Source organism: Pseudoalteromonas sp. SG44-17 (assembly GCF_014164235.1).
In the GTDB taxonomy this organism is placed as follows: domain Bacteria; phylum Pseudomonadota; class Gammaproteobacteria; order Enterobacterales; family Alteromonadaceae; genus Pseudoalteromonas; species Pseudoalteromonas rhizosphaerae.
Map to the genome: position 1 here is coordinate 243,885 of NZ_JACJEV010000001.1, position 12,968 is coordinate 256,852.

Below are 12,968 nucleotides of genomic sequence, written 5' to 3' on the forward strand. Positions count from 1 at the left end.
ATAAAAACAGTGTAAGATATTTTCAATTATAGGGGTAGCCATTGTCGCTAATTGGCATTAATAAATCAGCGAGTTAGCACAATAATTAACTCACTTTTTATACGCACAGTATAGCTACTGTGCGTTTTATTTTCTGAGGGAGTCATTATTTATATGGGCTAATACTTGATAAGCTAAATTGGCTTTGCATGATCACATCGCCATCAATGCCTTTTAGCTGGAGTGAAATAGCTGGATCTGTTTGTTGCCAATCAATGCTTAAATCACCGTAATTAACGTCATGTGTGAACTTCCCCACGCGGTGTTTATTAGGACTGACGTTTTTCCATTTTTCAGTAAGGCCTGAGCTGGTCATTTCAATCAGTGGATAATCAAGGTTTTGTTCATACCTTGATATCTCACCCCAATGTGTGTCACCACTGATAATTACCACGCCGTTTACTTTGTGTTTTTTAATTAACGCAAATAAACGGTTTCTATCCTCCGGAAAATTAGCCCATGACTCCCAGCCGGTAAAGTCAGGCAGTAACTGTAAGCTCGAAGCAATCAGTTTAATTGCAGCAGGCTTTTTAAGCTCTTGTTCAAGCCATTGCCACTGCGCCTCACCTAACATCGATGCGCCTTTTACTTCACTTGGGCTATAAGGCCCTTGATTATTCGCTTTACGCTCAGTCTTGTATTGTGTTTCACTAACGTGGTTAAGTGCATCGCGGTTCCAACGCAGATCAGGCGTGATCACTTGTATCGTGTGCTCACCTTCGCCATACATATACGAGGTATAAATCCCATCGGCACGTGTGCGACGCACTGAACCCGTTGGCTCTTGCCAAAAGTCGAGCATAATTTTCCGAGACTGTTCTTTATGTGGGTACTCTTTACCTGCATCATTTTGGCCAAAATCATGATCATCCCACATGGCAATAAGGGGAGTCTGTGCTTTTAACGTTTTAAAGCCGGGCTTAGCGCCTAAGCGCTGATATTTATCGGCAAGTACGCGCATATCGTTGGTGTCGCCGTAGATGTTATCACCCAAAAAGATAAACAAATCTGCCTGCTCTTTATTGATCGCGTCAAAAATCGGAATATCTTTATCTTGATGCCCACATGAGCCAAACAGTATTTTTTGCGGCGTTAGTTTTTGCGGTGTACTTAATACTGAAAAACTCGCAACAATGCTTACCAATGCGGCCGCTTTAATTAAATGCTTCATTTTAAAATCTCATCAATTGCATCCGCCATAGCGGGATTAAGCTGCTTAGGGTTTTCGCCAAGTACGGTTAAAATCGTTGCCGCAACTTGTGCTTGTTTGAGCTCTGTTGTTGTTTTTAATAAACCTTGCGGTTTAATATCTGGGCCAATTGCAGCTAACCAAATATGCTCAGAGCCAATAATTCCCTCAGGAAAAGCTTTACGACCTTGCTCCGATTTTGCCATTGCTTGTTTTGAACTATGATGCTGCCAATCATTAGCGTTACTGCCACGGCCATGATCCGTGGTGATAATAAGCGTTGTGTTATTTTTATAGCCAGGTGTAGTCTGAATGGTTTGCCATAAGTCTTTGATAAAAGCGTCACTTTGTTTAGCCGACTGCAAATAGTGATCGTAATGACCATCATGGGCAAAATCATCGGTTTCACCTAAGCTGATCACTAATAACTTAGGCTTTTTTGCCAGCATATAAGCTTTGGCAAAACGATATGTAAAACTGTCTAAACGCACATTATGCCAAGGACTTGGGATCTCCTGTTGTAAAGCATTTAATAGTGGCGCATCGGCAAATAAGTCTGCCTCAATTGGCATAAAACCCGCATTTACATATACGTCGCTGCGTTTGGTATTAACAATAAACGGAAATACATCCCAACTGCCAAATAAGGCGGTTTTATTTTTATAGTCAGCGCGTTGCTCTAATCGCTCTAAAATAGTTTTATTTGGATTTGGCGTTTTATCATTACTGTTAATTGCCTCATCAACACTGCCAGTTAAGATCTCACTGTAGCCTGGGTATGAAAAATACCACGGGTTACTCACCGACATTGTTGAACCATTCTCTCTATCGCCAATTAACACACCGTGTTGAGCAATCGTATTGCTAATAAATGGCATTAACTGAGCTTGTCGGGCGTGTTTGTCATCGCGCCAAAACTGTTGTTTCAATTGCTCTGGCTGTTTAACAAAATCGGGATTTGCTAACAATTTTTGATCGGCGCCGTTAAATACCTCTTGCCAGCGCACACCATCAAGCGTCACAAGCACGACATTATCACTGGCTTTGACAATATGACTTACCATTAATGTACAGCCTATTACGGCCAGTTTAGCTATTGCTTTCATAGTATTCCTATCAATAAAAACCCATCAACAAGGATGGGTTTTGGTTATTATTTTTATAATTAGGGCTTAAAAATTAGCAGTAAATGTAAGTGCTGCAGTTCGTGGTGCACCAATAAAATAAGTGCTGCCATTACCTGTCCCACCCGCTAAATACTGTTTATCTGTTACGTTAGTGACAGCAAAAGCAATATCGATTGATTTAAATGGGCCGGCATTGACGTCTGCGGCATAACCGGCATTGATATCAAGCACGGTATAACCATCAACTTTATTACGTGTACGAGTTTGCTCATCTAAAAATGCACCTAAGCGTTCACCGGTATATTTAGCGGATATACCAAAGCGGAAGTCGCCACTGTAATAATCGGTCGAAAGCACAAACATATCGCTTGGTGAATCGATTACGTCATCGCCTTTTTTAAAGCTTGGCGGTAGCGCTTTTCCGTCTTCATCTTTGAGGATAACACCATCGGCATCGTAGGCACTTGGATCGTGCGATGCGTATTCAGAGCTGTTATTAGTATATGAAGTATAAATATTCCATTCATTTGTAAGCATATAACTTGCTGATAGTTCAATACCTTGCGAGTCAATACCACCTACATTGATGTAAGATCCATTTGTACCTATCGTATAATCAATCCCGCCGGTATCACTGCCAGGTGCGATAAAGGTGATACGGTTATCAAAGGCAATAGAATAAGCGGTCGCAGTTAGGCTCAAGCGGTCTGCTTTATAACGTACACCAAAGTCGATATTTTCAGCTGTTTCTGGTTCAATTTCTGTGAGTGTAGAACTATCACGCTCCAGCACTCCATCTTTAATTGCTGAGAAATTTTCACTGAAACTGGCGAATAACTCAGTGCTGCTAGTTAGCTGGTACAAAGCACCTGCACTAAATAACACATCTGAATCACTGTTTATTTTATCAGAGCGTAGATCTGCAAAATGATCGTATTTTTGTAATTCAACTAAATACTGTTTGGCGCCAAGATTAACTGTAAAATCGCCTAGGCTGATAGAATCTTGTACGTACCACTTAAAGGTATCTGTTTCAAAAGTATTTTTATATTGCGTCCAGTATGGGGTGCTATCAAAGTGATGATACACGCGAGCGTCAATAACTTTATGCCAATCACGAGATTCGTCACGATCAGTTTGCTCAAGCCAAATACCTGCTTCAATATCGTGCATCCCTAAGGTTAATTTATAATCGGCGGTCAAACCTAAACGGTCCTTGTCATAGTGTGTATGGCGATATGACATTACCGGTATTGCCGAATCTGGGTAACACGCCGGATTCAACCCTGTGCCTGAATCCCATGGCCAACTGAGTGTATCCGTACAATTTGCATTAGGCGTTAATGGCTTACCTTGGCTATCTGCAAAACCATATGAGCCAGCATTTGTGCCGCCTTCGATTGTTGGATTACCGTCTTTATCGACAGGTGATGTTAAATAAGGTGGGATCCAATCACCACGCCCTGAGTTTTTATGGTAATAAGGGCTGATTGTTAATAATGATGAAGGTGAAATTGCATATTCAAACTTTACGTAACCTAACGCATTTTCACGCAATGTACCCCAACCTTCTGCAAACATTTGGTCAAAGTGTGGCACGCCAGTCCAATTCCAAGTTAGTTGATCCCAATTTGGTGTTTGCGCAAATTGCTGCAAGCTCACACTGTTATAGTTGGTCTCACTTACATCATCATACGATAAACGCCCTGTTACAGTCAGCGCATTAAAGTTAGATACAAATTTAGCCTCAGCATGTTGATTATCTTTACCGCCATTACTGCCATCACCTATCCAACGGCTAGTATTGGTTTGTGAATAACTCACATAAGCTTGCGTGTTATCAAAGAGAGTGCCAGTTTCATGCTTAAAATAATAACGGGTCGCATCATGGTCACCATTGGTGTAAGCAAATGTAGTTCCTCGCTCAAGGCTAGGATCTTTACTTACAAAATTAAACGTACCACCGAGCGCTTCAAGTGATGCTGAGGCGATATCTGAGGTACCTTGGCCCACTTCAACCGTGGCTAAGTTTTCGCTGTCTAGGTAGCGATTAGCTTTTGCACCACCGCCATAATTAGAGCCGCCGTTTGGAATACCATCAACCGTCATACCTAACTGCTGCTGGTTACCATCGATACTAAAGCCGCGCATCGTAATAGTGGTAGACCAATCATCACCACCAAATGCATCACCTTCGTTAATACTAATTCCCGGTAGGTTATCCATCACCGATAATACACTTGATACCGAACTCTGCTGTTCAATCATTGATTGCTCAATCACACTATTTGCATAGCTCGTTGGTTTTGCCACGACCGTGACTTCTTCTATTTCGTTGGTATTTGCAAAGCTATTAGTTGAAAACGCTAAAGCGATTGCTAAGCTTAAGGTCGATCTTTTAGTAAAAGTACGCATTGTTGTCCCATTTGCAATTATTGTTTTGTATACGGGCAAAGTATGGAGGGAATATATGACAAAAAAGCTCGAAAAAATTGACGTAACAGTGACAAAAATATTGATTATTTATGGCAACAATGCAGCTTAACCAATTAACATAATAAAGATTATAATTTAAATAACAGTCTATCGCGGTAATATTTGTAGGAAATAGAGAAGGAGTTAAATCAATACGAAAGAGTATTTTTCACAGCATTAGTAACGATTAAAAAGCAATATTGCTAATCGCAAATAAATACCTAAAACGAGTTTGCAATCAACATGTATGGCGTTAATGCAACCACCTACAGAAGTAGGTGGTTTAGTGACTAAAACAAACTACGTTTAAATTAGTTCAGCAAGCATTTCATCACTATACGGAACCACTTCTTCAGCATTTTTTATTTTACTGATGTAATCTGGGTTTGCAATAAACGGGCGACCAATAGCAATTAAATCAAACTTATTGGCGTTAATCGCAGCTTTAGCCGTGTCAAAATCATAGCTACCAACACCCACTAAAGTACCTGAATAAGCCGCACGTAAATATTCTGACGTCGTTTTATCTGCAAGGCTTGCAAAGCGCATGCTATCGTCAAAAATACCGCCATGTAAGTAAGCGAGTGCTCGGCTATTCAACTCATTTAAGAGGTAATCAAATACCGCTTTATCGCGGCTATCTTCGCTCATATTAAAGTAAGCACCAGGAGATAAACGTAGCCCAGTTTTATCTGCGCCGATGACATTAATTACCGCATCAACAACTTCAAGTGCAAAACGCGACATATTCTCTGGAGTTTGCCCGTATTCATCATCACGCTCATTGGCTGCATAATGTAAAAACTGATCGATTAAGTAACCATTCGCACCATGGATCTCAACGCCATCAAACCCAGCTTCAAGCGCATTCTCTGCAGCCTTTGCATAATCTGCAATTAATGACTTAATATCGGCAGTGGTTGCTGCTTTTGGGGTAATATAAGTAAGCTCACGCATACGTGGTACAGAGCCTTCAACACCAATCGCAGATGGGGCTAAAACGTCGCCATCAAAAAAGTGTGGATGTGCAACCCGACCAACATGCCAAAGTTGTGCAAACATTTTACCGCCCTGCTCATGCACAGCATCGGTTACTTTTTTCCAGCCTTGAATTTGTGCGCTGGTAAATAAACCTGGCGTATTCGGGTAACCTTGCGCATCAGGGCGAATAATCGTGGCTTCACTAATTATTAAACCGGCTTCAGCACGGCGTGCGTAGTAATCAACCATCGCTTGGGTTGGCACTAAGTTATCGTCAGCCATACAACGCGTTAGCGGTGCCATAAGTATACGGTTTTGTAATTCAATCGTGTCATTAAGCTTAAACGGTTGCAGTAGATCAGTGGTCATTCTTATCAATCCTTATCTTGAGTGTACATTCAAGATAAGGGCGAACAATAAAACATTCAAGTCTATTTTTGAATATTTGTTCAAGATTAAGTAAACTAACCCCACATACACCTTATAAGTCAAATAGAATGCAACAGAGCGCCCTATGAGAATAGCCGAATTTGACCGTGAATTTGTACTTCGCCAAGCGATGCTGGCTTTTATGCAACACGGTTATGCTAAAACGAGTATGCAAAAATTAACGCAAGTTACAGCGCTTCATCCGGGATCTTTATATGCTGCGTTTGGCAATAAAAAAGGTATTTTTTTAGCGGCTATTGAGCAATATCAGGCTGATAGAAATCAGCAATTTACGGCACTTTTTTGTCAACATAAACCCGTTTTACCAAGCCTACGCCAATACTTAGACTCAATAGTCAACGAGTGTATCAGTGGTGATGCGATGAAAGTATGTTTACTAACTAAAAGTATTAGTGAAGTTGAAGGGCAAGATTCACAGATCAGCCACGTACTGATGACAAATTTAAACGCCTACGAAAACGCCCTCGCCGAACAATTTGAGCGCGCGATAAAAGAAGGTGAAATACCAAACACACGCACAGCTGAGCATCTAGCTCGTTTTTTAGCAATGGGCCTTTACGGCTTGCGAACCTATGCACTGACTAACCGCTGCGAACAAGATCTAAGCCAACTCGCCGACGATTTATACCACGCAATGTGTAATTAATTTTTAACTAATCGACATTTTGTCATATTAGTCAATATACTATACCTAAGCCATTCTAGAGAGAGTCTATTAATGAGTAATGCAACTGCAACCGCATCTGAAAAATTCGAGACAATCTTAAATTTAGGAGCCAAAAAAAGATTGGCTTTTATGTTTGAGACCGTCCAAGAGTTCAAACAAGTGTGGATATTAAATGACGACGATGGCTGTGTTATGCTCGCCAACGAAGATGATGATTGTGTTCCGGTATGGCCTGAACGTATTTATGCCGAGGCATGGGCTACCGGTGAGTGGGAAAATTGCACAGCTAAAGCAATTCCATTGAAAGATTGGACAACCCGATGGACACCCGGTCTTGAACAAGATGACTTACTTATCGCCGTTTTTCCAACTGAAGAAGACGACGGCACAATTTTATTTCCTGATGAATTTGATTCACAACTAAAAGCACCTAAAAAACGTTACTAATTACACTTCGCTATAATTGAGTCGCAGACGTGTTGTTCTGCGACTTATCCACGCAAACTTTAAATTTTTTACGCGCAACGATTTAAGACAAAGATACAAAATTAATGCCTATAAAAATTAAAATATAACGGCAATAATGTCGCTTTTAGCGATAATTAATTTATGCTTATTCACACTGTTCAGTGAAATAAACACAGCTCCCACTGCAAAAACTTTGGCATTAGTTGACTTCAACACGCCCCTTACTCTTTGGACTTTATAATGGTACGACAAGGTATTTTAATATTACTACTGCTAACGTTTATTAATAGTGGCTATGCCACAGAGCAAATTGACTCACTAGAATCCACACTCAGTGAAATAAAACAGCTCAAAAGCGATGGTGAATCCGCACAAGCTTATCAACAACTAAGGACAACATATTCCTCGGCACAATCAACCACACAACAAGCTGAGTTAATGGTTGTTTGGCTTGCATTTATGAATGAAGACAAGAACTGGCATGAATTCGACTTGCTCAAAGACGATGTCTCAAAATTACTCGATAGCGAAGTCGATATAGAAACTAAATACGCACTTTATGACAACCTCGGATTAATGAAATATCGCTTAGGTAAGTTTGCCGAAGCCGATTCTTATTTATCAAAAGCAGTGTCTTTTGCTGATGACACACAGCTTGCTACGAGTATGACTTACTATTTGTATGGAATTAACTCTGTTAGACAAGGAAAAATGGTAGATGGACTCGATAAAATCTTACATGCTCACGATTTACAAATAAACATTCAAGGATATGCTTCACCGAAGATATTAATTGGTTTAGGGTTTACCAATTATTATATGAAAAACTACGACAAAGCGATTGAATACACTCAACAGGCAATAGCAGCATACCCTGAAAATGACATACTGCTCACTGAGCTGTATGCAAACTTAGCTGCAATGTACGTTGATAAAGCCCAATACCAAGAGGCATTAATTGCCATTAATCAAGCCGAAAAAGTAGCCCACTTCCATAATATATTTGACCGAGTTCCTATAATTATTAATAAAGGCACTATTTATGCTGAGCTAAATGAGCACCAAAAAGCCATTGATTATTATTTAAAAGCGTTAGATATTGTAAATAAAAACAATGATTTAATACATAAGCCTACCGTTTTAAGTAATCTGGCACAAAGCAATCAAAGTTTAGGTAATTATAAACTTGCTGCCGACTATTTTGAGCAAGCCCTCGCTATATTTTCAAGCGAAAGTCAACTCATCAAACGTTTAGAAAACTATCCGCCAATGATCGAAAATTATCAATCATTAGGAAATTACCAACGCGCATTAGAACTTATGATTGAATACAAAGAATTAGATGATGAAAGTACCTCATTAGCTGCAAAAGAAAAATTTGATCAATCACAAGCAGCCTATGATATTGCCTCTAAAGAAAAGTCATTAATCGAAGCTAAACTAGCGCAAACAAGCAATGAAAATGCAATTCTACGACTCTATGGGATCGTTGCCTTCAGTCTTTTAATTATCCTATTTATTTATATTGCCTATAGACTAAAACACTCTGCCTACCTGCAAGTTAAAGAGCTTGCGTTGCGCGATCAGCTCACGGGACTATTTAATCGCCGCGCATTGCACGATATCTTTGAATTAGAAATGAGCCGGGTTAATCGCAATAAAAAAACTTTTAGTATTATTTTGCTGGATATAGATCATTTTAAAGTACTCAACGACACCTATGGACATGACTATGGTGACATTGTATTGCAAAAAGTGGCTAGCGCATTGCAAGATTCAATTAGAAGTATGGATAAAGTTGCTCGCTGGGGAGGTGAAGAATTTCTGGTGTTTTTACCTGAAACCAATAAAGAGCAAGCATCGCATCTTGCAGAAAAGTTACGCTTAGCCGTAAGTAACATTGAATTGACTTACCAAGATAAGCTACTTCAGGTCACTGTTTCTTTAGGTGTCTGTGAATATAATCAACAAGGTGAATATAAAGACATGGTTAAACAAGCCGATCTTGGTCTTTATAAAGCTAAAGAAACAGGGCGGAATAAAGTCGTCTGTCTCAGTTAAACTAACAAATGTTCTTGCGCGCAACTATCTTCATTATCATGTAATTGAATGTAGTTGCTCACTAAGCATATAGTTTACTAATAAAGCGATGTTATTTCCTCGCATTAAGGCTGCTCTGTTGACCTAAAAATAGCAATGGCACACTGTTTTATTGCGCTTGCTCAAAAAAATTACGACATAGTTTGCTAAACTAACCTAATAACCTATTAGATTAAGTGTGCTAGCACAACGCTGAGATTTACTCTGGGCACATTTACAGAAACAGTTGGACAAATACGTGATATTTAATTCTAAGTATAAAAAAGAAATTGCAAAACTAAAAAATGAAATTGTAGATATTCGTAACCAAAATGAAGCACTGCATGATGAACTAGAACAAGTTAAGAATGCTAAAAGTCAGTTAGTAGCGCAAATAAATCAAACTGATAAAACTGCCAAACAACAAGACGAATTAAACCGCTTGTGGCTACAGTCTTCAATTTTAATAGAGCAAATCAGGGAGAGCCTAGCAGCAAATTCAAGTGAACTTGTAATGCACAGAGATGGCTTTCAATCATCACAGCAGTTGCTTGATAACATTATTGTAATGCTATCCGCCACTTTGCAATCAACTTCTGTGATATCCAGAGACACTAAAACAGCCTCTGAATCTGTAAAGCAATTACAAACAGTCACAGCAGGGATTAATGACTTTGTAAACATTATCAAAGGCATCTCTGACCAAACTAACTTACTAGCCCTTAATGCTGCTATTGAGGCCGCCAGAGCTGGAGAACAAGGTAGAGGCTTTGCCGTAGTTGCAGATGAAGTTCGCACATTAGCACAACGCTCAGCTGATGCATCGAATGAAATTTCAGGCTTAATTGAACAAGTAAACCAACAAATGGACCACGTTGTTGGCAACATTACCGACGTCGGGAAACAAAGTAATGAGATCAGTGAAAGTTCAGCGGCTATCGAAGATACCGCTAATAAAATTGTTACGTTCTCACAAAACATGTATTCAGTTATTACCGACTCAACTGAAAACGCATTTATTCAGACGGTAAAAATGGATCATATCGTTTGGAAACTGGAAGTTTATAAGGTACTACTTGGTTTATCTGATAAAACCACAGATGAATTTGCCGATCACACAATGTGTCGTTTAGGTAAATGGTACTATAAAGGTGATGGTGCAGCTAAATACGCCTCCCATATTGAATTTAAAAACTTAGAAGCCCCGCACGCCGAGATTCACAACCATGGCATACAAGCATTGCAAGCCTTTGCAGATGGCCATTCGGATAAAATGATTGATCATATATCGCAAATGGAAGCGGCGAGCTTTAAAGCCGTTGATTTATTAACTAACCTAGCAAACAAAATAACTAAATAACGGTCGTTTTAAGTTTAACTACAACTTTAGCGCTGCTCATTTTATATTTATTATTGCAAGCAACTAAACACCAATACCTAATAAAAAGTAAAAAATAGTTAGAATTTGAGTTATTTACTTCACTTTTTTATAGGCACAAAAAAGGACGCCATGAGGCGTCCTAATATTGAATAATGGCGGAGGAAGAGGGATTCGAACCCTCGTTAGGGATTAACCTAAACACACTTTCCAGGCGTGCGCCTTCAGCCACTCAGCCATCCCTCCGCAGGTTACCATTTGGTAACGCGGCGTAATAGTATGAAATAGCGCGCGGCGGTGCAAGGTGTTTTTCCCTTTTGCCTGTTAACTGCCTAGTAAACAAACAAAAAAGGCCGCTGATAGCAATACCAGCGGCCTTATCTTTATAACCTAGTTTAGCGTTGGAGTGACGCTGAGAAATCGAGCATACGATTAAGCGACTTGAGTGCGCCTTCACGAAGGTCCATATCTACAAACACTTCTTTGCCAGTTGCATCTAATAACGCTTCCTCAATCGCTTTGAGGCCGTTCATTGCCATCCACGGGCAGTGCGCACAACTCTTACAGGTTGCGCCTTCGCCAGCCGTTGGTGCGGCAACAAATTCTTTATCAGGGCATAACTGCTGCATTTTATAAAAAATGCCGCGATCAGTGGCAACAATAAACTTTTGATTGCTCATAGTTTGTGCCGCTTTGATCAATTGACTGGTTGAACCTACTGCATCAGCTAACGCTACAATTTCTGCTGGTGATTCTGGATGAACCAAAACGCCAGCGTCAGGGTAAAGCGCTTTCATGTCTTTTAACGCTTTGGTTTTAAATTCGTCATGCACGATACATGCGCCATTCCACATGATCATATCAGCGCCAGTATTCTTTTGAATATAGGCACCTAAATGTTTGTCTGGGCCCCAAATGATTTTTTCACCCATTTCATCTAGGTGCTCAACAATCTCAAGGGCACACGATGAGGTAACAATCCAATCAGCGCGAGCTTTAACGGCAGTTGATGTATTTGCGTATACAACCACTTTACGATCAGGGTGCTGATCACAAAACGCTGAGAACTCATCAATTGGGCAACCAATATCAAGCGAACAAGTTGCTTCTAGTGTTGGCATAACCACGGTTTTATTCGGTGTCAGTATTTTTGCTGTTTCACCCATAAAACGTACGCCGGCAACGATAATCATGTCAGCATCGTGCTTGGCACCAAAGCGAGCCATTTCTAGCGAATCAGCAACACAACCGCCAGTTTCTTCAGCAAGCGCTTGAATTTCAGGATCAGTATAATAATGGGCAACCAATACGGCATTTTTATCAATCAATAATTGCTTGATACGTGCTTTGTATTGCGCCTGCTCATCATTATTCAATGGAGCTGGTTTAGGAGGAAAGATATAACCTTCAGGCATAATAGTTTGAGCTAAACTCATTTCTCGACCACTTAATCTACAGTGCATTTATGGGGCGGATTATACGAGAATATAAAACTAAATAACAGTAGTGGTCATAAATACCAATCTACTTAAATATTTAATCATTCTAGCAGGCTAAATAAAGCGTTAACTGCGTTAGTTATTTTTTATGTACGACTGCATGGATGCAGGAGGTAGAGCAATGCAGGAGCAATTGCCGAGAACAACTACATGTCAAAATTTAAGCCTTGTTATCACTGTATTTATCTGTCGCTATAAATGGTCAGTAACTTAACACGATTGATATAATAGCAATTTGATTAACGCATTTATATTTAGCTTGACGATGATTTTTGTAAGTGTTTTTTGCTTTTGATGTAAAGTGATGTGAATTTACTAAATAGGAGTCAGATAAACTGAAATTGAATAAACCAGAATGGTGGGTCATGATGGACTTGAACCATCGACCAATGGATTAAAAGTCCACTGCTCTACCAACTGAGCTAATGACCCGCTCTGATGTGCCTAAGCACGCTGCGTAAATCCGCCGATTTTAACCACTCTATTATTCAACGAATAAAGAATGGTGGGTCATGATGGACTTGAACCATCGACCAATGGATTAAAAGTCCACTGCTCTACCAACTGAGCTAATGACCCGCTCTGATGTGCCTAAGCACGCTGCGTAAATCCGCCG

General features: G+C 39.9%; 9 protein-coding genes and 3 tRNA genes. 4 read left to right on the forward strand and 8 right to left on the reverse strand.

The window, feature by feature from the left end; genetic code table 11:
• Window positions 1-145: 145 nt before the first annotated feature.
• From H5182_RS01085 to H5182_RS01100, 4 genes are all read right to left on the reverse strand, one after another.
• Window positions 146-1,210: an alkaline phosphatase D family protein gene (locus H5182_RS01085; protein ID WP_182759354.1), complete on the reverse strand. Its 1,065-nt coding sequence runs from the start codon at window positions 1,208-1,210 to the stop codon at window positions 146-148.
• Window positions 1,207-2,334 (reverse strand): alkaline phosphatase family protein, encoded by a 1,128-nt coding sequence (locus H5182_RS01090; RefSeq protein ID WP_149982558.1) that lies wholly within the window; start codon window positions 2,332-2,334, stop codon window positions 1,207-1,209. Before H5182_RS01090 ends, H5182_RS01085 begins: the two co-directional genes overlap by 4 nt.
• A gap of 66 nt (window positions 2,335-2,400) precedes the next feature.
• Entirely contained in the window at window positions 2,401-4,770 is a 2,370-nt protein-coding gene (locus H5182_RS01095; RefSeq protein ID WP_182759355.1) for a TonB-dependent receptor domain-containing protein, read from the reverse strand.
• Window positions 4,771-5,136: 366 nt separating this feature from the next.
• Window positions 5,137-6,180: an alkene reductase gene (locus tag H5182_RS01100; RefSeq protein ID WP_149982560.1), complete on the reverse strand. Its 1,044-nt coding sequence runs from the start codon at window positions 6,178-6,180 to the stop codon at window positions 5,137-5,139.
• A gap of 145 nt (window positions 6,181-6,325) precedes the next feature.
• Here H5182_RS01100 and H5182_RS01105 point away from each other — a divergent pair, with 145 nt between their 5' ends.
• From H5182_RS01105 to H5182_RS22510, 4 genes are all read left to right on the forward strand, one after another.
• A complete protein-coding gene (locus H5182_RS01105) occupies window positions 6,326-6,907 on the forward strand; it encodes a TetR/AcrR family transcriptional regulator (RefSeq protein WP_145233102.1) in 582 nt (193 codons plus the stop codon).
• Window positions 6,908-6,979: 72 nt separating this feature from the next.
• Window positions 6,980-7,375, forward strand: a complete 396-nt coding sequence (locus H5182_RS01110) for a DUF2750 domain-containing protein (protein WP_145233101.1) — start codon at window positions 6,980-6,982, stop codon at window positions 7,373-7,375.
• Between the two features lie 261 nt (window positions 7,376-7,636).
• On the forward strand, window positions 7,637-9,457 hold the full coding sequence (locus H5182_RS01115; protein ID WP_182759356.1) for a tetratricopeptide repeat-containing diguanylate cyclase: 1,821 nt from the start codon (window positions 7,637-7,639) through the stop codon (window positions 9,455-9,457).
• A 277-nt stretch (window positions 9,458-9,734) separates the two neighbouring features.
• The gene (locus H5182_RS22510; protein WP_274803910.1) at window positions 9,735-10,835 is read left to right on the forward strand and encodes a methyl-accepting chemotaxis protein; all 1,101 of its coding nucleotides are present in this window, start codon (window positions 9,735-9,737) and stop codon (window positions 10,833-10,835) included.
• Window positions 10,836-11,009: 174 nt separating this feature from the next.
• Here H5182_RS22510 and H5182_RS01125 read toward each other — a convergent pair.
• The 4 genes from H5182_RS01125 to H5182_RS01140 form a co-directional block, all read right to left on the reverse strand.
• Window positions 11,010-11,099 (reverse strand) — tRNA-Ser (locus H5182_RS01125).
• A gap of 149 nt (window positions 11,100-11,248) precedes the next feature.
• Window positions 11,249-12,289, reverse strand: coding sequence for a quinolinate synthase NadA (gene nadA / locus H5182_RS01130; protein ID WP_182730647.1), 1,041 nt, complete (start codon window positions 12,287-12,289; stop codon window positions 11,249-11,251).
• 419 nt (window positions 12,290-12,708) lie between these two features.
• Window positions 12,709-12,784, reverse strand: a tRNA-Lys gene (locus tag H5182_RS01135).
• A 71-nt stretch (window positions 12,785-12,855) separates the two neighbouring features.
• A tRNA-Lys gene (locus H5182_RS01140) sits at window positions 12,856-12,931 on the reverse strand.
• Between the last annotated feature and the right edge of the window lie 37 nt (window positions 12,932-12,968).

Excerpts from the sequence above, each read along its gene's own strand:
- H5182_RS01085 (WP_182759354.1), bottom strand. The coding sequence starts at position 1,210 with ATGAAGCATTTAATTAAAGCGGCCGCATTGGTAAGCATTGTTGCGAGT.
- H5182_RS01090 (WP_149982558.1), bottom strand. The coding sequence starts at position 2,334 with ATGAAAGCAATAGCTAAACTGGCCGTAATAGGCTGTACATTAATGGTA.
- H5182_RS01095 (WP_182759355.1), bottom strand. The coding sequence starts at position 4,770 with ATGCGTACTTTTACTAAAAGATCGACCTTAAGCTTAGCAATCGCTTTA.
- H5182_RS01100 (WP_149982560.1), bottom strand. The coding sequence starts at position 6,180 with ATGACCACTGATCTACTGCAACCGTTTAAGCTTAATGACACGATTGAA.
- H5182_RS01105 (WP_145233102.1), top strand. The coding sequence starts at position 6,326 with ATGAGAATAGCCGAATTTGACCGTGAATTTGTACTTCGCCAAGCGATG.
- H5182_RS01110 (WP_145233101.1), top strand. The coding sequence starts at position 6,980 with ATGAGTAATGCAACTGCAACCGCATCTGAAAAATTCGAGACAATCTTA.
- H5182_RS01115 (WP_182759356.1), top strand. The coding sequence starts at position 7,637 with ATGGTACGACAAGGTATTTTAATATTACTACTGCTAACGTTTATTAAT.
- nadA (WP_182730647.1), bottom strand. The coding sequence starts at position 12,289 with ATGAGTTTAGCTCAAACTATTATGCCTGAAGGTTATATCTTTCCTCCT.